19 protein-coding genes are annotated in these 22,350 nt (G+C 53.9%); 7 read left to right on the forward strand and 12 right to left on the reverse strand.

The window, feature by feature from the left end; translation table 11 throughout:
* From Q2B33_RS15020 to Q2B33_RS15045, 6 genes are all read right to left on the reverse strand, one after another.
* A partial coding sequence (locus tag Q2B33_RS15020; protein WP_330691386.1) for an amidohydrolase family protein occupies window positions 1–719 on the reverse strand: 719 nt, incomplete at its 3' end.
* A 437-nt stretch (window positions 720–1,156) separates the two neighbouring features.
* Window positions 1,157–1,870: an adaptor protein MecA gene (locus tag Q2B33_RS15025; RefSeq protein WP_300570437.1), complete on the reverse strand. Its 714-nt coding sequence runs from the start codon at window positions 1,868–1,870 to the stop codon at window positions 1,157–1,159.
* A gap of 194 nt (window positions 1,871–2,064) precedes the next feature.
* Window positions 2,065–3,048 carry a hypothetical protein gene (locus tag Q2B33_RS15030; RefSeq protein ID WP_300914090.1) on the reverse strand — a complete coding sequence of 328 codons (984 nt, stop codon included), beginning with the start codon at window positions 3,046–3,048 and terminating at the stop codon, window positions 2,065–2,067.
* 9 nt (window positions 3,049–3,057) lie between these two features.
* Entirely contained in the window at window positions 3,058–3,411 is a 354-nt protein-coding gene (locus Q2B33_RS15035; protein ID WP_300570431.1) for a BlaI/MecI/CopY family transcriptional regulator, read from the reverse strand.
* 49 nt (window positions 3,412–3,460) lie between these two features.
* Window positions 3,461–5,452, reverse strand: a complete 1,992-nt coding sequence (locus Q2B33_RS15040) for a P-loop domain-containing protein (protein ID WP_300570428.1) — start codon at window positions 5,450–5,452, stop codon at window positions 3,461–3,463.
* 417 nt (window positions 5,453–5,869) lie between these two features.
* A complete protein-coding gene (locus Q2B33_RS15045) occupies window positions 5,870–6,742 on the reverse strand; it encodes an AraC family transcriptional regulator (protein WP_300570425.1) in 873 nt (290 codons plus the stop codon).
* A gap of 301 nt (window positions 6,743–7,043) precedes the next feature.
* On the opposite strand from Q2B33_RS15045, the gene Q2B33_RS15050 reads away from it, so the two are divergent.
* Genes Q2B33_RS15050 through Q2B33_RS15070 form a run of 5 tightly spaced genes read left to right on the forward strand, consistent with a single transcriptional unit; the run spans window position 7,044 to window position 12,885 of the window.
* The gene (locus Q2B33_RS15050) at window positions 7,044–7,973 is read left to right on the forward strand and encodes a sugar ABC transporter permease (RefSeq protein ID WP_300570422.1); all 930 of its coding nucleotides are present in this window, start codon (window positions 7,044–7,046) and stop codon (window positions 7,971–7,973) included.
* Between the two features lie 19 nt (window positions 7,974–7,992).
* Window positions 7,993–8,868 carry a carbohydrate ABC transporter permease gene (locus Q2B33_RS15055; RefSeq protein ID WP_300570419.1) on the forward strand — a complete coding sequence of 292 codons (876 nt, stop codon included), beginning with the start codon at window positions 7,993–7,995 and terminating at the stop codon, window positions 8,866–8,868.
* A gap of 31 nt (window positions 8,869–8,899) precedes the next feature.
* A complete protein-coding gene (locus Q2B33_RS15060; RefSeq protein ID WP_300570416.1) occupies window positions 8,900–10,573 on the forward strand; it encodes an extracellular solute-binding protein in 1,674 nt (557 codons plus the stop codon).
* A gap of 33 nt (window positions 10,574–10,606) precedes the next feature.
* Window positions 10,607–11,551, forward strand: a complete 945-nt coding sequence (locus Q2B33_RS15065; protein WP_300570413.1) for a dihydrodipicolinate synthase family protein — start codon at window positions 10,607–10,609, stop codon at window positions 11,549–11,551.
* A gap of 2 nt (window positions 11,552–11,553) precedes the next feature.
* Window positions 11,554–12,885, forward strand: coding sequence for a sialidase family protein (locus Q2B33_RS15070; RefSeq protein WP_300570409.1), 1,332 nt, complete (start codon window positions 11,554–11,556; stop codon window positions 12,883–12,885).
* Between the two features lie 48 nt (window positions 12,886–12,933).
* Here Q2B33_RS15070 and Q2B33_RS15075 read toward each other — a convergent pair whose 3' ends face one another.
* Entirely contained in the window at window positions 12,934–13,137 is a 204-nt protein-coding gene (locus Q2B33_RS15075; RefSeq protein WP_300573821.1) for a hypothetical protein, read from the reverse strand.
* A gap of 187 nt (window positions 13,138–13,324) precedes the next feature.
* On the opposite strand from Q2B33_RS15075, the gene Q2B33_RS15080 reads away from it, so the two are divergent.
* Together Q2B33_RS15080 and Q2B33_RS15085 are read left to right on the forward strand one after the other, a co-directional pair.
* Entirely contained in the window at window positions 13,325–14,668 is a 1,344-nt protein-coding gene (locus tag Q2B33_RS15080; protein WP_330684969.1) for an MFS transporter, read from the forward strand.
* Window positions 14,669–14,750: 82 nt separating this feature from the next.
* Window positions 14,751–15,578, forward strand: coding sequence for a glycerophosphodiester phosphodiesterase family protein (locus Q2B33_RS15085; RefSeq protein WP_300573824.1), 828 nt, complete (start codon window positions 14,751–14,753; stop codon window positions 15,576–15,578).
* 42 nt (window positions 15,579–15,620) lie between these two features.
* On the opposite strand, the gene Q2B33_RS15090 is transcribed toward Q2B33_RS15085, so the two are convergent.
* The 5 genes from Q2B33_RS15090 to Q2B33_RS15110 all read right to left on the reverse strand — a co-directional run bounded on the left by Q2B33_RS15090 (window position 15,621) and on the right by Q2B33_RS15110 (window position 22,077).
* Window positions 15,621–16,229: a non-canonical purine NTP pyrophosphatase gene (locus Q2B33_RS15090; protein ID WP_300573827.1), complete on the reverse strand. Its 609-nt coding sequence runs from the start codon at window positions 16,227–16,229 to the stop codon at window positions 15,621–15,623.
* Window positions 16,226–17,017 (reverse strand): carbohydrate-binding protein, encoded by a 792-nt coding sequence (locus tag Q2B33_RS15095; protein ID WP_296472850.1) that lies wholly within the window; start codon window positions 17,015–17,017, stop codon window positions 16,226–16,228. Before Q2B33_RS15095 ends, Q2B33_RS15090 begins: the two co-directional genes overlap by 4 nt.
* Before the next feature lie 116 nt (window positions 17,018–17,133).
* On the reverse strand, window positions 17,134–18,282 hold the full coding sequence (locus Q2B33_RS15100; RefSeq protein ID WP_300573831.1) for a DUF1343 domain-containing protein: 1,149 nt from the start codon (window positions 18,280–18,282) through the stop codon (window positions 17,134–17,136).
* 67 nt (window positions 18,283–18,349) lie between these two features.
* A complete protein-coding gene (locus Q2B33_RS15105) occupies window positions 18,350–20,155 on the reverse strand; it encodes an AAA domain-containing protein (protein ID WP_300792074.1) in 1,806 nt (601 codons plus the stop codon).
* A 41-nt stretch (window positions 20,156–20,196) separates the two neighbouring features.
* Window positions 20,197–22,077 carry an AAA domain-containing protein gene (locus tag Q2B33_RS15110; RefSeq protein WP_300573837.1) on the reverse strand — a complete coding sequence of 627 codons (1,881 nt, stop codon included), beginning with the start codon at window positions 22,075–22,077 and terminating at the stop codon, window positions 20,197–20,199.
* Window positions 22,078–22,350: the final 273 nt, after the last annotated feature.

Genomic DNA, 22,350 nt, shown 5'->3' on the forward strand with positions numbered 1-22,350 from the left:
TCTACGGCTTCCCGCGTGCTGATATGCTGTATATTGATATGCGTTCCCGTCTCCAGGGCAAGCTCCAGGTCCCGCTCCACCAGGCCTATCTCCGCCCCCCTGGGAGAGCCGCCGATCCCGAAATAGGCGCTGGCTTTTCCTCTGTTGATGCCGTTATTGTCTATCAGCGCCGGATCCTCCTCGTGGAAGCTGACGGGCATGTCCAGGGCGGCTGCGCGCTCCATGGCCTTCCGCGCCAGCTCCCCGTCCAGAAGCGGGATCCCGTCGTCCGTGAAGCCCGCCGCGCCGAGCTGCGCCAGCTCCTCCATGGGCGTGAGCTCCTTTCCCTGCATCCCCATGGTCACATTGGCGCAGGAGAGCACATGGATGCCTGTCCCACGCCCCTTCTCCAGCACGTATCCAAGGGTCTCCCCGTTGTCTATGGGGGGCCTGGTGTTAGCCATCATCACTACGGTGGTAAAGCCCCCGGCGGCCGCCGCTGCCGCCCCGGTCATTATGTCCTCCTTTTGGGGGAAGCCGGGATCGCGGAAATGGACATGGACATCCACCAGGCCCGGAGCCGCCAGCAGCCCCTCCGCGTCGATTACCTGGCAGCCCTCCTCCGGCTCCTCCAGCCCCGCCCCGATCCGCAGGATTCTGTCCCCCGCCGTGAGGATGTCCAGCTTTCCTTCCCGGCCGGATTTGGGGTCTATCATATATCCGTTCTTTATGAGCAGCATGTCATACCTCCTGTAGCCTTCTGGCCCGCTTCGGTTCGTTTCCTGTCTTCCAGTGTAACATAATTCCGCCGTAAAAGGCAAGAGCGTCCGAAATTCTGACGCAAAAAGGACGCGGAACCGCGAAGGCAAAATGGGGCGCTACCACAGCCTCCCCATTCCTTACAAAAGCTCTGTCCGCGCTTCTGCTGTGCATCAAGACAGAAGCCTCCTACAGAATCTCCGGATTCAGCGCATAAAACAGTGATTTTTGTGCGGAATATGGGCGGAGAGCGTCAAATAACGTCATTGAAATCAGAGATATAGACAAAAATAAAAACGGACTTGCGCAAACTGAACATTCGATATAAAATGTTCGCAGCAATAAAAAAGTTCGCCTTATAAGCAAGTAAGGCGAACTTTCTTACTTTAATTTCATCCTTGTCGCTGTATCAGCACCGTCATTTCCTCAGCTTCTTCAGCGCCTTCTCCGCAATCAGGCACTCCCCATGCTCCTCCAGCTGCACTGTCTGGGAGGGTTCTGCCGCATAGAGGCTGGCGAATTCCAGCGCCTGTATGCAGGCCCTGCTGTAGCGCTCATAGGAGGCCCGCCCTTTGAGCAGATACAGGAAATAGAGCCCATCCATCTGGTACAGGCTGCTCTCCACCTGCAGGTTCGAGGGCAGCATGGCGGCGAACTCTATGATCCGGCCCAGCTCTGAAAAGGCGAACACAGCGAAGCTGGGGCGGCTCACCTGCTGCGCCTGTTTGCCTTCCGCCTGCTTTCCCTCCGCCTCCCCGGCATTCGGGCCAGGGCCGCTCTCCGCCGACTGGACGGTCCCCTCTCCGCTTATCTTCTCCCTGGTCCTCTGGAGGATCCGCTTCATCTCCTTCAGGCATTCGATGAACTGGTCGCTCTCCTTGATCTCCGGATCCCTGTCGGAGAAGGTCAGAATCAGGCCCTGATCCGGCAGCATCATGATCTGCAGATCAAAGGCGAATTTCGGAGGCTTGTAGCCCACCTCCTCCGCAGCCTGCTCTATAATCTCCTGTACCACTTCCCTGGCTTTATCGCTGCGAAGGACGAAATCTTTGTAATCAATCTCATACTCTTCCAGTTCTTCATTGGACAGGAAGCACTTTACCGTCTTTTCATCCACACGTTCTATTCTCATATCATTGTCCTCATAAAAATGTACCTGCCACATAACCACATTCCTATGATACCATGATATTCGGAAAAATACAATTATATTTATTTTGGATAATAGAATCATTTCTTATGATTCTATTATATAAGTTTTCCATTCTATGCATTATTTTATACCTTTTTTTAGACAATTTTTAGCCTGTTCCATCCCCGGCAGGCCTATAGCTCCAGGCCATAGCCGGCCACCTTCCAGCCTTCCCCCTCCTTCACCGCCGATATGGTCAGGTACTCCAGATAATCCGCATCCGCTGCCGGGCGGAACTCCATGGAGATTATGACATTGTCTTCATCCAGCGGCCCTGCACCGTCCAGCCCCTTTACGGCCAAAAGCTGTGCCTGCGCCGCCACATGGCCATCCAGGCCGTCCGGGAATGTCTCCACTCCTCCCCCGTAATCCGCCGACAGATACTGCGCCAGCTCCGCCGCGTCTCCTGCCAGATAGGCCTCCCAGAAAGCCGTTGCCAGCTGCTCCATCTGCCGGACGTCCGCCGACATGCCCTGGGCGTCCGCCGACAGGTCCTGGTTATCCTCCTGCCATATGGCGAAATTGGCGGCGATGACGGGCAATATGATTCCAAAGCCCTCCTCATATTCCGAGACCGCCGGATAAGCATAATGGATGCCCATGACCTTGCTTCCGCTTCCGCTGAGCCGGACAGAGAAGACTGTGCCGTCTTCCTCTTTCCTCAGGACATCCGCGGCCTCTGTCCCGGCATAGCCCTCCTGTTCCAGGATATCCCGGGCCTCTTCCCATGTATTCCCGCTGTAATCGGCCACCCAGAACCGCACCTGTCCGTCGGATTCCCACATCCATTCGTCAGGCACGCCGGACTTCCACCCTGATTCGGGAATCAGCAGACCATAGCCCTGGCCCTGGTACAGGTATGCGGGCTCCTCCTGGGGAATGCCCTCCTGCATATAGCGCAGCGTGTATTTCCGATCCGGATGCGCCTCCGTCCCAGAGTCCTCTCCGGATGCATCCCTGTCAATCACGGCGGGCTCTTCATTCCTGCCCTCCGCCGCCCCTCTGTCCAAAGGCGGATCCAGGGGCAGACCATCCGCATCGTCCCCGTAGGTATAGCTGTCCGCGATGATGACCAGTATCAGCACGCCTCCGCAAAAGCTTCTTTGAATCAGTCCCATAGCCATCCTCTATTTCCCCTCCTCCACGATCCTCTTCAGCCTCTCGATCTGCTCCCCGGATAGGGCCTTTCGGCTCAGCAGGGAGACGAAGAGCATATCCGCCGACCCGTCGTAGATCCTGTCTATCAGCTCGTCCGTCTCCGAGGCCTGCACCTGGGCCTTGGAGACCAGCGCATGGCACAAAAAGCCCGGCTCGCTGCGCTGGATGGCCCCTTTCCTGACGCATTTCTTGATCACAGTATAGGTGGTGTTCACGTCCCAGCCGATCTCCTCCTTCAGGATATCCGAGATACGCTTTGCCGTGGAATCTCCCTCCCGCCAAAGCACGGCCATCACCTTCAGTTCCGAGTCAAATAATTTCATACTATCACGATAGTAAACGGCTGCCAATACTATTGCAGTAGTTTTCCAGTCAGCACCGCAGCCGCATCCGGCTCAGCACCGCCAGGATTTCATATTTCCTGGGCATGTCCATCCACCTGGAGCATTCTGTGAAGAAGGGGGAATAGGCGGTTTCCAGCCCTGCCTCCCCGATTTCCCCGAGCAGGCGTTCCACCTCCCGCTCCCTGCAGATCCCCCTGCAGATCCACTGGGGCGGGGCTGCGCCGGGCCGGTTTTCAGCCCCCTCGGCCGCCTGCCCCTCCAGGGAGAACTTCCGGAAGCGCTCCAGGGGGTTCACCTGATTGATCAGCTTCCTCACCAGGAAGGCGATGGCGTTGAGCTGGGGGATGGTGGCGATATCGTGGAGCATGCGGATGTCTATCTGCTCCTCCCCCAGGATCAGAAAGCCTAAGTCGGATACCTTCAGCACCTCCGAGGCGGAGCCCTCCGGGCGGGTGCTCAGGCGGGCGGCATCGATCTCATCCCGGAAGCTGAAATCCGCCGGTGCGGGAATCTGCCGGTGTTCCGGCCCTGTCCCCCGGCCATCCCCTCCAGGGCCTTCGCCGTCCTTCCCATCAGCTGCCCCAGGAGCACATCTGCGCTGCAGGGCCTTCGCCGCCTCCGTCACCTGGCCGATGCAGTAGTCCTTCATCATATAGATCCGGTCCGCCGCCTGCAGGTACTCGCTGCTGCCGCCGATCACCAGTATGGTGGACACGCCAAGCCTCCCTGCAAGCTCCCGCACCCGCTCCACGAAGGGCGTGATGGGCTCCTTTTCAATCAGGGTCTTCATGACGGCATCCTGAATCATGAAATTGGTGGCGGATTTGTCCTCGTCGATCATCAGGAGCTTCACGCCCCATCCCACGGCCTCCATGATGTTCGCCGCCTGGGAGGTGGACCCGGAGGCATGCTCCGTGGAAAAGTCCGCCGGATCCCCTCCCGGAATCCATTTGATGAAAGGGGACAGGTTCACATGGCGGATGCTCCTGCCGTCCTCCGCGGAAATCTTCATGGCGGTGGCATCCGTTATCACCAGCTCCCTGCCGTCCCCCTCCACATGGTCGTAGATGCCTGCGCTGAGAGCGTCCAGCAGAGTGCTCTTCCCGGAATATCCGCCGCCTGTAATCACCGTGACGCCTTTTCGGAAGGCCATGCCTCTGACCCCGGCCACCTCCACCGCGTCCTCCGGCGTGGACAGGAAAGGCACCGCCCCCTGCATGGGAGCGCCGCTGCCCTTCTCCCTGGGCAGGATGCTGCCGTCCGCCACAAAGGCGCAGCAATCGCTGTCCTTAAGCCAGGCACGAATCTCCTGTTGCTTGGCGTGGAGGGCTAGGGCCCGCTGTAGCCCGGCGCAGTCGAATTCGTTCACGAAGCAGTTCACCGCCTCCGGCAAGTCCCTGGTCAGCATCTGCACCGCCTTCTTGTGCTTGCCCAGGGGGAGCTGCACCTGGAGCATGATGCTGACGCAGCTATAGGCAGGCACCTCCATGGCCCCGTCGATGGGCGCGATCATGCACATCACAGCCGTGGAGGATTTTACGCCATTGTCCCCCAGCCTGTCCAGGATTTCTATGGTGTCCCCCTTCAGGATCCGGTAATATTTCTGGGGAATCAGGTTCACCGCCGCCACGTTCCGGGCCAGCACCTCGCTGCCCGGCTCATAGATGAAATAATGCCCGTTCTCCCTGGCCGTGCGCTTGCGGTTGTCGTTCCCCTCATTCAGGGCCCGCACATAGGGCAGGAACGCGCGGAAGATATAGTCCAGCGCGGCCACTCCAACCTCCGCCTCCTCCAGCTTCAGCAGGTGCATGGGGATGTGAATCGTCACCGTGGGCTTCGACAGCTCCAGGCGGTTGCTCTTGGCAATCTCATAGCCAATCTCCCCGTCCCAGTACAGGGCATGGTTGTGCACGATGGGGTCTTTGTCCATGAAGCTCTCGCACATCCTGCCCTCGTAGATTTCCTCATAGGTCTCGCTGGCAGGCCTCATGTTCAATAGATAATATTTTAATCTCTTCAAATTCTGGTCTCCTTTTATACAGTGTTGTCTTCTTGATTTCGTTTTCCTGATATTGTTTTCCCGTCATCCTGTCTCTCTTTTCTCTCATAGCGCATCACCTTACCCTTTCCCGGAATCCCCCGCCCGCGGCCATGGCCTTCCCGGCACATAAAAGGCGCGGCAGACAGACCTTAATCTGCCCGCCGCGCCCGTTTTCCGCGCGCGAAAAAGGCACACCAATATGTGTGCCCTGTCGTCAACAGTTATGCATAAAGGTACTTAAAAAACGGCATCCGAAATGCCCTCTGTTCAGTTGATTCGGTCCACCATCCTTCTGCTTTTCTTCATATCAAGTCTCCTCCTTCAACTGAATTTTTTAAGTACAACATGAGTATAGCATTGCACGCCGGAAATGGCAAGCAGAAAATCGCATGTCTCTCATTTTTTATGCAGGGATTTCCGGTACTCACCCGGCGGCATGCCCTCCCGGTTCTTAAAGGCCCTGCTCATGTTATACGCGTTCGTAAAGCCGCTGAGCTGCGCGATGTGCTCCAGGGTCATGTCCGTAGTCTTTAAGAGCCTGCGTATGTAGGCCATTTTTTCTTCCATGATTAGATCGTTGACGCTTTTTTGAGCCTGTGTCTGCAGAATCCTATTTAGATGCCTTGCGCTGATATGCGCATATGCGGCGACCGTCTCTGTGGTAATGCCCTTGGACAGATTAGAGGCAATATAGTACCTTATATCCGAAACCAGGGATTCCTCGTTCACCTGCAGCCCCTCCGATGACGGCATGACCTGCCGGGAGAGCTCCAGCAGGAGTAGGCAGATATTGAGCGCCACGCCTGTGGGGAGATAAGGTTGGCTGTGCATCTGCCTTATACAGTCCTCCATATACTGCCGCAGCGGCTGGCTAGAGGCAATCGGCTTCCATGGCACTACATCCTTCATCGCGTTCCTGATATATCTGCCATCGAAGCCAATCTCGGAAAAATCCAGATAGAAGCCTGCCACGAATTCTTTGTACTCCGGTGAAATCTCGAGAAAGGAATGGGGGCACTTTGAGGGGAGCAGAAGACAGTTCCCTTTTTCCAGGCGGGTCTCATGTCCGTCCACCTCCATCCTTACAAAACCCTCCAGGGCCACATGCAGCTCATAGAAGGAGTGGTGATGCCGCTTCATGTTCCATTTTGAATCATGGGCACAGTCGCCCGTAATCCGCAGCCATACCACTGATATATTGACAAAGTCTGACTGTAGAGACCCTTTGTATTCTTTTTCGGGAAATTCATCCGTTTTGAAGCCTGACATATATCCTCCCCGACCTAGAAAATATCAATTGTTGCATCTGCGCAATAAGTAAAAATCCTTAACTTATTCTACCATAATAGATGCGGGAAAGCAATCCTCCATATTCTTCAAGGCAAACAAAAATGATAAAATGCTAACCCAAGATGATATCTATATGTCTGACAAGGCTATTTTATTTATGCCGCTCGCAGTGTATGATTTTTACTATAAATAGAAATCCTATCACAATATATTTGTATACATCACACATGTACATTCAATAAACCGGAATTATATAGCGCAGATTCGACAAGGAGGTTCTATGAAAGAAAAGATTATTTATTCAAAAAGGAAATTGCGGATCCGTCTGAAACAGCACTGGCAACTCTATCTCCTGCTTGCTCCGCCCATGCTCTATCTGCTCATTTTCAACTATGCGCCGCTGTATGGACTGATCATCGCGTTCGAAGACTACAAGCCGTACCTGGGATACCTGAAGAGCCCCTTTGTGGGATTGCAGAACTTTGCCCGATTCTTCAACTCCAACAAATTCGGGCAGGTGCTTCCGAACACCGTCATCCTGGCGTTCTATTCCCTGTTGGCAAGCTTTCCCTTCCCAATCATCCTGGCATTGTGCCTGAACTATATCCCTTCCACCAGGTTCAAGAAGGCCGTGCAGAACGTCACCTATGCGCCCCACTTCATCTCCACGGTCGTCATGGTGAGCATGCTGAACATTTTCTTTGCCCAGAGCACGGGGCTGGTGAACAATGTGCGGGACGCACTGGGTCTGGACAGGCTCCTGTTCATGGGAGAGGCGGGCGCCTTCCGCCATCTGTATGTGTGGAGCGGCATATGGCAGATGTGCGGCTGGGACAGCATCATCTACTTCGCGAGCCTGGCTGGAGTGGACGAGTCCCTGCATGAGGCCGCTATCGTAGACGGAGCTACCATCACACAGAGAATCCGCTTTATCGACCTCCCTTCCCTCAAGCCCACCATCGTCACGCTGTTCATCATGAATACCGGAAAAATCATGAGCATCGGCTTCGAAAAGGCATACCTGATGCAGAATTCGCTGAACCTGGAGACCAGTGAGATCATCGCCACCTACGTGTATAAAATCGGCCTGCTGAACCAGCAGTACAGCTACTCCACGGCCATCAACCTGTTCAACTCCATCGTCAATCTAATTCTGCTGCTGACTGTAAACGTCATTTCGAAAAAGCTGAGCGACACGAGCATCATCTGATGTCAGGAAGGACTAGTCAATGAAAAGAAAATGTAAGGAAGACAAGATTTTTCTCATATGCAACACACTTTTGGCAATCCTCTTTCTGGCGGTCTGCCTGTACCCGCTATACTTCATCCTGATAGCATCCTTCAGCAATCCCGGGATGGTATCCGGCGGAAAGGTCTGGCTGTATCCAAGGGGAATCACGCTGGCCGGCTATGAGATGATGTTCACCAAGAACGAGATATGGACGGGCTATGGCAATACCATCCTGTATACCCTGGTGGGCACCTTCATCAACCTGACGCTGACCGTGTCCGCGGGCTATGCGCTTTCCAGAAGGACGCTGCCATTCCGGCGCGGCATCAACCTGTATTTCCTCCTCCCCATGTTCATCAATGGCGGCCTGGTGCCAACCTACCTATTGATGAATGCGCTTCATCTGGTGAACACTTTCACGATCATCGTACTGATGGGAGGGGTGAATGTCTGGAATTTCGTAATCTGCCGGACTTTTTTTGAGAACAATATCCCGGAGGAGATCCTGGATGCGGCCAGGATAGACGGAAGCAGCGAGCTGAATTTCTACTTCCGCATCGCCCTTCCCCTATCCAAGGCGATTCTGGCCGTCATGATCCTGTTCTTTGCGGTAGGGCACTGGAACGGATACTACAACGCCATGATCTACCTACGGGAAGAGAGCAGATACCCACTGCAGCTGGTGCTCCGCAATCTCCTGCTCACCACCCAGCTCTCGGCGGAGACCAGCGATTCCGGAATGGCGCAGCTGCTGAATCTGCAGAGCATGAAATACGGCGTCATCGTAATCGCCAGCGCTCCTGTGCTGATCCTCTATCCGTTCATACAGAAATATTTCGTCAAAGGTGTTATGGTAGGCGCTATCAAAGGCTGACATATAAAACAAACAAAAAAGGAGGCAACTTATGAAAACAAAAAACACCAAAAGAGCAGCAAACCTTCTGGCAATCCCTCTGTCCCTCGCACTCATGCTCACGGGCTGCGGCGGCGAACCGTCCACCCAGGAGCCGGGCGCCGCGAAGGAGTCGGAGAGCAGCTCCGCTGCAGAGTCCTCCACTCCCTCAGAAGCAGCGGAAGGCGTAGTCAACAAGACCAATCCGGAAGGCCTTCCGATTGCGGCAGAACCCATCACGCTCACGGTAGGCGTGAGCGCTTCCAGCTCGTCTTTTCAGGGCGAGTGGGCAAGTCTGGACTGGATCAAACAGATTCAGGAGGTCAGCGGCATTACATTGGATTTCCGCGTCTACAACAGCAACGAGGACAAGAACCTGATGTTCACGAGCCGTGATTATCCCGATATCTCCTTCAATGTCGGGTCGGACAAGCAGATTCTGGATGCTGCCATGGGTGGGGACATCTATGCGCTGGACGAGCTGATCGACAGCTACGCGCCGACCTGGAAGGCTTATCTGGAGAAGGACGACTATGCCAGAAAGGTGGTCACCATGAGCGATGGGCACATCTACAGCCTTCCCATCGTCCGGGACGAGCCCTCCAACGGCGGACTGCGCGACCAGTGGCTGATTCAGAAGACCTGGCTGGACGAGCTGAACCTCCAGGTGCCCACTACCACGGATGAATTTTACGAGGTACTGAAGGCCTTCAAGGAGAATGCCGGAACCGGGAGCATCCCCCAGGACGTGATTCCCTATTATACCTATGGAATCCTCAACAATGTGGGCGGCGCATTGGATATCATCAATTCATACGGCGTGCGGGTGGCCAACGAGCGCTATATGGTCACAGTGGACGACAGCGGAAAGGTGGAATTCAATTATGCCAATGAAGCCATCAAAGAGCCTCTGGCCTTTATCCGCAAGCTGTTCGAGGAAGGGCTGATTCCCGGAGAGTGCCTGACGGACGACTGGGATACCTATATCACCAAGACCCGCAGCACCCCCGCGGTGGTAGGCTCCTATCACAGCTATCAGAACCCGGATGCCACCAATACGTCCATCGTGGCAATGGGGCCTCTGGATTCCGGGAACGGAAGCCAGCCCATGATCCGGAGCCAGACCAATCATGTACAGCGCAATCACTTTACGATTTACAAAAACTGTGAGCATCCGGAAGCTGCCATGCGCCTTGCAGAGCTGATTGCCGATCCCGACTGGTCCATACAGGCCATGTACGGCATGTTCGGGGACACCTATCTCACCAAGAACGAGGACGGCAGCGTCATGATGCTCCCTTATGAGGCGGATGCCCAGGGCAAGGACAGCGCTCCCATGAACAGGGTCCCCTTCCTGTTGGCCAAGGAAATGTTCGATACCTTCACCTATGCCGAAGGCTCTGCCCAGGCCCAGCGGGACAATGCCATCAAAGACCAGTACAGCAAATATACGATTCCCACCGAAAACCTGTATCCCAATGTCATGTTCAGCACGGAGCAGGTCGACAGGCTGGCTGAGCTGAGCACGGACATCGGTGATTATGTGCTCACCACTTACTCCACCTGGATGCTCAACGGCGGCATGGACGCTGGCTGGGACGCTTATATAGAACAGCTGAACAAGCTGGGGCTGGAGGAATACATTTCCATTCTCCAGGAGGCATTGGATGCCTTCAACGCAAATTAGGGCGGCAGGACAGCACGCCAAAGGGGGACAATTATGCAGCGACATATCAGAGACGGCATCTATCCTACGATGATAGCGCCTTATGCCAGCGATGGCCGATTGGATGAAGAAGCTCTCAGGAAGCTTGTACGGTGGTATGGCAGGAAGGGCTGCCAGGGGATTTTCGCAGCCTGCCAGTCAAGCGAAGTGTTTTATCTTTCTATGGAAGAACGGAAAAAAATGGTAGAGGTCGTAAAGGATGAGGCTTCAAGGCAGGAGGAAGGGGCATCCATGACGATCGTCGCCTCCGGACATGTCTCCGAGTCCATAGAAGCCCAGGCCGAGGAACTGATGACGATACATGAGGCAGGCGCCGATGCCGTCATCCTGATCTCCAACCGGATGGACATTCCGAATACAGGAACAGGGGCCTGGATCAGGGATTTGGAAAAGCTGCTGTGCAGACTGCCTTCCGACATAAAGCTGGGCGTTTATGAATGCCCGACTCCCTACAAAAGGCTGCTGGACGATGAGATGCTGCAGACTATAAGGGATACCGGCAGGTTCTATTTCTTCAAGGATACCTGCTGCGATCCCGGCCTGCTTGAGAAAAGGGCTGTCCTCCTGAAGGGCAGCACCTTGAAGCTCTTCAACGCCAATGCGCAGACCTTCCTGGCCTCCCTGCAGCATGGCTACAGCGGCTACTGTGGAATCATGGCGAATTTCCATCCGGAACTCTATGTATGGCTCCACCAGCACTATCAGTTACTTGCGGAGGAGGCGGACCTGCTGGAGGATATCCTGTCCATGGCAGCGTTTACGGAGGCCCTGCCCTATCCGGTCACCGCAAAGCACTATCTGAGCCAGTATGAGGGCATTCCGATGACAGCGATCAGCCGCTCCTGCGGCCGGGAACTGGAAACCTACGACAAGCTCATTCTGGAACAGCTCTACAGACTAAGCCGGCACTATAGCCAAAGACTGGCGGAAAGGACATAATCATGAAAGGCAACAGCAACTGGAATTACAGGCCATATCTTCCGGCAAACAGATATTCTGAACGGGGCAATCCCTTCATCTGCCGCCTGGCGCCGCGGGAAACCGACTGCGAGGCAGAATGGCTGGGCGAGGGGGATTCCTTCACCCTCTGCTATTCCCTGCGCGGGCAGGATTCCTTCACTCAGGTGCAGACGGATACCCACTTTTATCGAATCGAGAACCTACAGGCAGACAGGGAATATGAACTATATGTGGTGGATTACAAGGGCAGACAGAGCCCCGTCCGCCTGATACGGACAGGAGAGTGCGTGGGGACAATCGTAAACTACCTGCACCCTGAGGACACCGTGTATGGCTTCTCGGGACAGTATCTCTGCTCCCCCTCCATCATACGGCTTCCGGGCGGCTCGCTTCTGGCCTCCATGGATGTGTTCCGTGGAAACGCCCCTCAGAACCTGCAGCTCCTGTTCGGCTCTGATGACGGCGGCGGCCACTGGCACTATGTCACGGACATTTTCCCCTGTTTCTGGGGGAAGCTGTTCTGGCATCAGGAAAAGCTCTTTATGCTCGGCGTCTCCAGGGAATACGGCGATCTGCTGATTGGGTGCTCCGAGGATTTGGGCAGAAGCTGGGGCACCCCCACCGTCATCCTGCGCGGATCTTCTTCCTCCGCGGAGGACGGAAACCACCGGGCGCCCATGTGCGTGCTGCACAGCCACGGCAGATTGTGGACGGGGACGGAGTATGGCTCCTGGCATAACCGGCAGTTCTATGCCTCTCTGCTGTCCATAGAGGAAGGCGCCGACCCAATGGTGGCCGCCAACTGGAGCCTCACAGAATTCGTCCATCCGGACGTGGCGTTCCATGCGGACCTATCCGGAACGCCGGGCGGAATCGAAGGAAATGCCGTAGAGCTTCCGGACGGAAAGGTGGTGGACTTCCTCCGCTATGAAAAAGACAAGGCCCTCCTGCTGGAAGCGGCCCCGGAGGATCCGGAAGCCCCCATGACAGCGCAGCGCATCGTGGACTTCCCACTGGGCCATACCAAATTCGACATCGAAAGGCATACAAGCGGCGTATACTACGCCTGCGGGAACCCCTTCCCCGGAAGAACTGTGCTGGCCCTGTATTCCTCCCGGGATTTCGTCCACTGGAAAAGGGAGGCAGATGTGATAAACCGCTCGGAATATGATATAAAGGAAATCGGATTCCAGTATCCCTCTATCTGCTTTGACGGCGATGACATCCTGATTTTAAGCCGCACGGCCTGGAACCGCCCCCATAATTTCCATGACAGTAATTTCATTACCTTCCACAGGCTTTCCCTGACCTGAAAGGCCAGAACCGCACCGGGGTTCCGCTTCCCGGTGCGGCCCTGTGCTTCAATCCTCCAGCACGTCAAAGGCCGTACCGCAGGCCCAAGGGCTTCCCACATCGCAACGGCCATGGTGGTACTGGCGAGCCACTACCTCTCCCTGTCCCTCCACTATGTCCAGCTTTATCCGGCTGTCCCCTGCCTGGGTACGGCCGTCCAGCAGGACAATCAGCGCATCTACATCATTTTCCTGTATTTTCCTGTTCTCCATCGTTTCCTCCTCATCCTTTCCAAAAATACTCATGGCATAGCATCTGGTACAGCATTTATCGGTATAGCATTTATCCGCTCCATCCCTTGCAAAGAATCCCTTCCTATGATAAAATGACACCGTCTACAGCAACGTGATAGCAAAGGCATTGCGCCATCACATCCAACGAGAAAAACGAGGAATCCAAATGAGTGAGTTGAAGCTGAACAACAAGCGAACCGTCCTGGTAGGCCTGGCCTTCCTGTCCATCTGCTCCTTCTGGCAGATGTACGATAGCGTGGTGCCCCTGATCCTGCGGGAGACCTTCGGCATGGACGAGTCCCTGACGGGAATCATCATGGCCGCGGACAATATACTGGCCCTGTTCCTGCTGCCCTTCTTCGGCGGGCTGTCGGATCGGACCAGCTCCCGGCTGGGCCGCCGCACGCCATACATCATCGCAGGCACCGCGGCGGCGGTGATCCTGATGAACCTGCTGCCCGCGCTGGACAACAGCTACTCCCAGGCGGCCGCTCCCTTCAAGCTTGTGGCCTTCGTCATCGTGCTGGGGCTGCTGCTGGTGGCCATGGGGACCTACCGCTCCCCCGCCGTGGCCCTGATGCCAGACGTGACCGCAAAGCCCCTGCGCAGCAAGGCCAACGCCATCATCAACCTGATGGGGGCCGTGGGCGGCATCCTGTATCTGGGGGTGGCGGCTGTGCTCTACCCCACGGCGAAGGTATCCCAGCTTGCCCATGTGGACTACCGGCCCCTGTTCGTCATCGTCTCCGCGATTATGGCTGCGGCGGTCATCGTGCTCCTGCTCACGATCAGGGAGCCAGCCCTGGCCGCGGAGAACCAGGACCTGGAGCGGCGCCATCCCGAGTGGAACCTGGCCCAGGACGACGGGCACGGCAGCGAGACCCTTCCCGGGCCGGTGAAGCGCAGCCTCTGCTTCCTGCTGGCCTCCATCGCCCTGTGGTTCATCGGCTACAACGGCGTCACCACCTGGTTCACCACCTATGTGTCCCAGGTCATGGGCGAGGGGCTGGGCGGCGCCTCCACCTGCCTCCTGGTGGCCACCGCAGGGGCAATCGTCTCCTATATCCCCATCGGTATCCTGGCCTCGAAGTTCGGCCGGAAGAAGACCATCCACGCCGGCATCATCCTGCTGGCCGCCTGCTTCCTGGCGGGGTTCTTCCTGACCACCCTGTTCTCCTCCATCAATGCCGTCATGTATGCGGCCTTCGCTTTGGTGGGGCTGGCCTGGGCGGCCATCAACGTGAACTCCCTGCCCATGGTGGTGGAGATGTGCCGGGGCGGGGACGTGGGCAAGTTCACGGGATATTATTACACCGCCTCCATGCTGGCCCAGGTGATCACGCCGGTGGTGGCGGGCTCTTTGATGAAAAGCATCAGCTACCAGATCCTCTTCCCCTATGCCGCCTTCTTCGTGATGCTCAGCTTCCTCACCATGTGCTTCGTGCGCCACGGGGACAGCAAGGCTGAAGCCAAAAAGGGGCTGGCGGCTTTCGAGGACATGGATGACTGATGCATCCCGTCAGGCTGCCGGGAAGGCCCGGAGCCGACAACAGAATTTTTATTTGCAATACCAGAAAGAAAGGTGTGTTCCAATGATAATCATATGCAGGATACTGTTGGCGGCATTCATTGTAGTCATACTCTGGTGCCTGATGCTGCTGCCCAGACGGGGGCACTTCGGCTGGGACAGGCTGGCGGACGCCAGATATGCCCACCGGGGGCTCCACGACATGAAGCAGAATATCCCCGAGAATTCCATGACGGCCTTCCGACGCGCCGTGGAGAGCGGCTTCGGGGCGGAGCTGGACGTCCATCTCATGGCAGACGGCCATCTGGCGGTGGTCCACGACAGCGACTTGAGCCGGGTCTGCGGCAGGAGCGCAGTCATCGAGAACCTGCGGGCGGAGGACCTGAAGGACTATCCTCTGCTGGGCAGCGGCGAGTCCATCCCCCTGCTTCCGGAGGTCCTGGCATTGTTCGAAAAAAAGACTCCCCTGGTCATCGAGCTGAAGGTGGAGCACGGCAATGCCTCTGCCCTCACCGATGCGGTGATGGCGCTCCTGCGGGACTGGGAGGGCACTTATTGCATCGAGTCCTTCCACCCGGCGGTGCTGCTGCATCTGAAGAAGCATTATCCCAATGTCATCCGGGGACAGCTGTCGGAAAATTTCCTGCGCACCAATGATGCCGGGACCCTTACATGGCCTGTGCGGGCCGTGCTGACCCTGCTGCTGACCTCCTTCGCCACCCGGCCGGACTTCATCGCCTACAATTACATCGACCGCTCCTGTCCCAGCCTGCGGCTGATGAAACGGCTCTACGGCGTCCATGAGGTGGGCTGGACAATCCGCAGCAAGGAGATACTGGAGCGCCTGGAACAGCAGGGGGTCATGCCCATCTTCGAGGGATTCCTGCCATAGGCTGTCAGGGGTGCCGCCAATGCCACCCACTGCGCAGGCCGCTTACAGCTCCAATCCCCGGAAGAAGTTCAGCACCCCGTCCTCCACGGCCAAATGGTCTGTCCGCTCCCTGTCCATCTCGTAGAAATACTTCCCGGTGCCCAGGCTCACGGACAGGCTGTCCAGCGGGAACCCTTTCTGCCGCACCCCCGCATAGGGCACGGCGGTGATCAGGAACACCTCGCTGGCGGTGCTGTCGTCCATGGCCTCGTAGATATGCTCCCTGTCCATCACCAGGCATACCGCATTGCGGTATCTCGCCCGGAGATTCCCGTACTTTTCCGCCAGCCCGCCGTAATACGCCAGCATCTCCTGATCCGTCAGGCACTTCCCGCCCACAGTCCGCACATGGATGCCCGGCTGGAGCTCCTGTGGCAGGTCTTCGAAATACAGCCCCGAATCGCAGGAGAACACCGGTATCTGATAGAAATCATAGTAGCACAAGGCCTTCTGCCTGGCGTTCTCCAGCGGGGTGCTCCCGTCCTCAGAAGGGCTTGGCGCTTCCCTGTCCATGTCGGCCAGCCCCAGCACCTCAATGTCCAGCTCCGACAGCCTGCGGCGCATGGCATTCAGCTTAGCCGGGTTTCCGGTTCCAAACAGTATCTTCTTCATAGCACATTCCATCCGTATACTTCCATCTGGGTCAGGGCCGGGAAGGGCGAGGGGTCGTCCGCCTTTATCAGATTGGACAGCTCTATCCAGTCGGTCTCCTTCTCCGGGAAGGTGAGTACATGGCCTGCGACGGATTTCTCCAGAGGGAAGTCCTGGCTGCTGCCATCGGAGAATTTCAATGTCACCTGTGTCCACCAGTTGTCATGGGGAAAATCGGCCCGGGTGTAGAGCACCACCTTGTCCGTGCGGATCCGTCTGCCGAAATCCACCCGCATGGCGGCGTCGTCCTGCCTGTTGATGCCCCAGGACTGATAGGGCCAGGCCCCGTGGGACAGATTGGCGCGCACTCCGTCTATGGCGTTCTTGGCGGCGAACACGGACTCCCCCCTGGTCTCCACATTGGCTGTGGCATGGGGGAAGCAGGGCACGTCCCGATGTTGGTCCGCCGGGTTCAGGGCCAGGTTCCGATAGGCCTCTATCTCGTCTGGCCTGGCGGCCTGGACGTAGAGGTAGTGGCGGCTGCCGGAGAACACCTTGGGCGACAGGCTGACGCGCTTCTCCCCGAAGGGAATCTCATAAGACACATTGTCCGTAATGTACACAAAGGCGGCCCCCAGTGCATCGTCCACCTGCCAGTTTACATAAGCGTTCTTGTCTGAGGTCTCCAGGACAATCCTGTCCCCCTCCTCATAGGCCCGCATGCACACCAGGTCTACGAAGTCCTCTCCGCTGCTGACGCAGATGGTGCTGTCGTTTCTGTCGATTACTTTCAGCGAAAATGTAGCCATAGCTGATATGCTCCTTTTTTCTTTATTTGAGGTCGCCGACGGCGTTTCGCCGGGGCATCTGTTCCGCCGTCCTGCCCTGTCCGCGGCCCTTGATTCCGCCTGTAGGCGCAAGCCCGTCAACCATAGATGCGGAAGGCCTCCGTCTCCTTCTCGAACCGCGCGCTCTGGCCCCTCCATTCCTCCAGCAGCTCCTCCAGAGAAAGGATTCCATAGAGGTAATCGTCTATCCGCCTGCCTCCGGCCAGATAGTGGAGATGCTTGTTCCCCTGGCCCTGGTCACTTAAGGTGAACTGCTCCGGGTAGAGCCGCACCACCTGGCGCATGAGCTGGAGCGCCGTGGGGATGAAGTCCAGGGTCTTGTCCAGGGGCGCGAACTCCAGGCCGAAACAGACCTCCCCGGCGTACTCCCGCTCCACCGGCACAAAGGCCCGCTGTCTGAAGATTACCTTGTCTTCCTTTACCGCGGCCTTCATCTCCCGGTACAGCTCTTCCATCTTCACATAGGGCGCGCCGTACATCTGGAAGGGCTTTGAGCTGCCCCTTCCGGCGCTTAGGGAGGAGCCCTCCAGGAAGCAGCCGCCGCAGTAGCAGATGGTGCTGTGGAAATCCACCAGGGCCGGGGAGGGGATGTTCCAGAGCAGCCCGGTATCGCTAAAATACGTGTCCCTGGTGTAGTTTTCCATGGGAATCACCCGGTAGTCCAGCTTCAGGCCCCTGTGCGCCAGAAAATAATGTCCCACCTCCCCGCAGGTCAGGCCGTAGCGTACCGGCAGCCCGTAGTCCCCGATGAAGGAGGCGAATTCCGGCAGGATGGTCCCGCCGCTGACGATCCGGTTCCCCAGAGGATTCGGGCGGTCCAGCACCACGAAGGGGATGCCTGCCCTGGCCGCGGCCTCCATGCAGTAGGTCATTGTGTAGATATATGTGTAATACCGCAGCCCTACATCCTGGATATCATACACAAGGATGTCGATGTCCGCCAGTTCCTCGGCCTCCGGCCGCAGATGGTTCCCGTACAGGGAGCGGATGGGAATCTGATATCCGGGGTAGACATCGTTTCCCACCTCTTTCCCCGCGCCCTCCCCGAACATGCCGTGCTCCGGCGTGAACAGCTTCCCGATCCGCAGGCCCCTGTCCATGAACAGGTCCACGTTCACCCTCCAGAGGGAATCCACCCCGGAATAATTCGTAATCAGCCCGATGCGCTTCCCCCTGAAGATCCCTTCGAATTCCTCCAGCCGGTCCAGTCCCAGTACCGTCCTCATATCCGCCCCTGCCTTTCCTGGCCTGTAAGGCCATATGTAGGTGTATCTGCAGTGTCTTTCAGTCCGTTCATGCCAATGAATCAACCACATTACATATCTTTTCTATTTCCTGTTCCGGGTGCTTCCACCAGTTTGGACTCCATATGCGGTGAATCCTCCACCCTCTCGACTCAAGATATTTCTGGCGATGATAATCCCTTTCTCTGGCTGATTTAGAGCTGTGATATAATCTTCCATCACATTCAATTCCAAGGATATATTTCCCGTCTCTCTTGATTGCAAGGTCAATGCGGTAACCACCAATGCCCACCTGTGTATCGACTTGATATCCTTTTTCAGTCAAAGCATCATATACCTGATTTTCAAAGTCACTGTCAAAAGATATATTCTGCCCAGGATTGCTCTCATCTCCAAAGGACAAAAGAATCTGCTTTGCGCTGTCTTTATCCCCTTCACTGACCGCAAATGCATACTCAAGATACTTTTTCAGTAGACGCGGGCCTTCATTTTTCGCATCTTCAACCTGCAGCTCTGTCGGCTGAAATGATGTGACTATGTGTATCTTTTTTCTGGCCCGGCTGATTGCTACATTTAAACGGTTTTCTCCTCCCTTATGGTTCAGCCATCCAAACCGTCGAACCAGACGCCCATTCTCATTCCTTGCGTAGCCGATTGAGAAAATAATCACATCTCTTTCATCTCCCTGCACATTTTCGATATTTTTAATGAAAAGTCCAATATCTTCTCCATCCTTATGACGTGCAAGTTCCGCTTTATATGAGGCGGCAAACTCCAAATCTTCTCCGCATTCTTCCTCGATTAGATCCTCAATCAAATCACGTTGTTTACTGTTGAAAGTAATAATGCCAATTGTCTCCCCCTCTGTCCTCTCCTGAAAGAACTGCTTTAGCATACCCACAATATATTTTGCCTCTTCCCGATTAGATTGGTCCACCCACATTGCCTCTTCCATTTTATGTACCTGAATCGGAGGAAGTTCAGGTGGGTTTGCATTTGGAGAAACATAAAGCCGCCCTTTATAATATGCATAGTTGGAAAAAGCAATCAGCTCTTCGTATTTAGAGCGATAATGGAAATTCAATAGCACATCCTGATATCTGAATCTGGCCAAATCAAGAAGGCTTTCCTCTTCAATAGCCGCATTCACTTCCGCATCTTCCGGCAAATCATCATAATCAATGCCATTTCTCCCTTCGCCTAAACTGCTCGGTCGAAGCTGCTTATGGTCGCCGGCAACTACTACCTTTTTCGCCCGGTAAATAGATGGTATCCCCTTTTCCACATACATTTGGGAAGCCTCATCAAAAACTACCAAATCAAAAATCCCTGTCTCCAATGGAATAATTTCAGAAACCACTTCCGGTGTCAACAGCCAGATTTTAACACTTTTAAATAGTTCGTAAGAGAATTTACTAATAAATTTATTGACGCTCCATTTCCGCTTGCTGTCCAGTACACGCAGGATTTCCTTATGCTGTTTGGATATCTTCATACTATGCATTCCGTCTTTTAAAATACTCTCCAGCTTTTTACGCGTCAGATCCTTTTTCTCAACAATGTTCTGTTCCAAAAAGCTAATAACGGACTCAAAGCCATCAACATCATGCAATACATTCGCGTTTTCTTTTTCGAACCGGACTCTGTGCTCATCCAACAGTTCGTCAAATAGTTCCGAATTGTTTTCCTTCAAACTTCCGCCCAGTTCACCTCGCACCTCCCACAGAGTCCTGAAATAATTCCTCTCATTTTCATCCAGTTCATTATATTTATACTTCAATCTTTGATACTCTTCGTAATCGTCCAGCCCCGCAACAATCTCCTTAGCCTGAGCAAGCAACTGATCTTTGTTCATCCCAACAAAATACTGCTCAATGACTTTCTTCACTTCATCATTTACATTATTTTTTGTGAAGATTCTGGAAAAAAGCTCTTTGCCTGCCAGTCAAGTATACCATTTAAAGACTCTTTCAAAGATGAAATCTCATATTCACTCATGTTTTCATGAATATATTTCATCCATGCGCAGGAATGGTCCATTGTGAAGTATCGGTCAAAATCCCGCAACTGCTCTACGTCAGAAAATCTGTGAAATATTTTTTCAATCTGCTCATATTTTAGCTCAAGAAGTCCTCTGTCTCTTTTTCGCTTTATGGCTCCAATCTTTGCAAAATGGGTTTCATCTGATGAATCGTGTCTCCTAATTTTATTATATAATTTGTAAGGTTCTATCCCGAATTCATTTGGAGCATACAACTTATTTGCAATGCGCTCCAGCTTTTTGATTTTTATATCAATATCATCCGATATTCCGTCAATATCAATCTCTCTATCCTCCGCAGCATCCCCTACATCCACCATTCGTGATAGCTGCCGATAAAAGTCATCTTTATTTCCCACATCACCAATCATGAGAGCATACTGGGACAGGTTGCCCAACCTTGAATACACTACATCCAGAGCCGTCTTTTTCTCTGAAACCATCAGGACTGTCTTCCCTTTACCGACAAACTCTGCAATCAGACTGACAATCGTCTGGGACTTTCCGGTTCCCGGAGGTCCTTGAACGACAAGCTCGTCCAGCTTATTCATGGCTGTCAGCACATTTTCCTGAGCGCTGTTCAGTTCGTTGATGTAGAACATATCATGCTCCGATACCACAAGATCCTTTCCATCGACCTGAATGGGCATCTCTCCACCATATGTATCTAAGTCAAAGTCATGTTCATCTGCATTTAATAGCAGCTTATTCATCAGAACATTGATCTTATTTCCCTTTAAAATATCATCAAAATCCTTTTGAATTGAGCTGGAACACATCGGAAACTTCCCTAACACAGCACATGGCTCCAATCTGAGTTCACCAGAGCGGTACTTAGGAAATTCATCTGCCTTATATTCCGTAAAACCGCGCAAAGCCTGATTGCCACATTGAATCTTAATGTCATTCTCGGCATAGAAAGAAAGCACGGAATCAATAAATGTCTTTTCGGAATAGCTTTCAATGGTATCTGTCGGCAAGGGCTTTGAAATATTATTATATTTATAATGTGCAAGGATTAATGCATTATTATAAATGACATCCCTCGCTTCGTCTACCCTCACACGAATCATCGTTGATGTCCTGTCCGCAATCACTGGAAACAAAGCCAATGGTGCACGGACATCAAAATCTTCTCCCGCAAGACGCCCAATTACAAACGGATATCCAATATACAAATCATTTTGCCCTTTTTCGCGCAAATTTTTATTGACTTCCCGCAGAAGCTGTGTAAGTTTCTTGTACTTCGCTTCTTCCGTCTGTACCGCATCATCAGCGTCCTGAATCGTATTGCATATGGTGACAAAAGAGCTTTTTCCGAACAACAATTTTTTTACAGAATCTTCCCCTGTATCAAACAAATCAAACGCATACTTACTCGCTATTCTTGCCATATAAAGAAGCCTATTTCTTTTATTGATGCTGACCAGATTCTTCTCTAATTCTTTTAACGTATCCATGACAGAAGGATCCAAATCAACCGTTTTCTCCATCTCTGTCTCTTCATAATTCCGAATACGTGTAATAAAGAATTGTCCATAGCTTTTAATGAACGTTTGTCCGATTCCTGGCACACTTTCAAAATCGCTGAGTTTTTTGGGACATAAATCTGCTATCGCCCACAGCGCATCATCGCTGCACACCAATGGCGTCTTGCCGGTTTTTGCCTTTATAATCTTTTTTATATCCTGTCTGCAACGATAAAGCTCATTATACATTTTTTCATTGACTGCCATATATCCCTCCACTCAATCACCAAACTCTGGCTATATTCCGCATACTCCACCAAATCTAAATCATAAAACCATATGCCATCCTTTGTTCTATCTGAGATTTCATGAAATATAGTGTTCTATTTCCATTATATCAAGAACATGTATGTTGTCAATTCCATGTGGTCATAATCGCTCAAAAGGGAAACCAGTTTTTATGTCTTACATAATCCAGCCCCCTGTGATATAATACCTAAGTGAAGTATCATATTCAGGGCAGAAAGAAAGAACAGCTTT

The sequence above is a fragment of the uncultured Acetatifactor sp. genome, from assembly GCF_948601915.1.
Taxonomy (GTDB): domain Bacteria; phylum Bacillota; class Clostridia; order Lachnospirales; family Lachnospiraceae; genus Acetatifactor.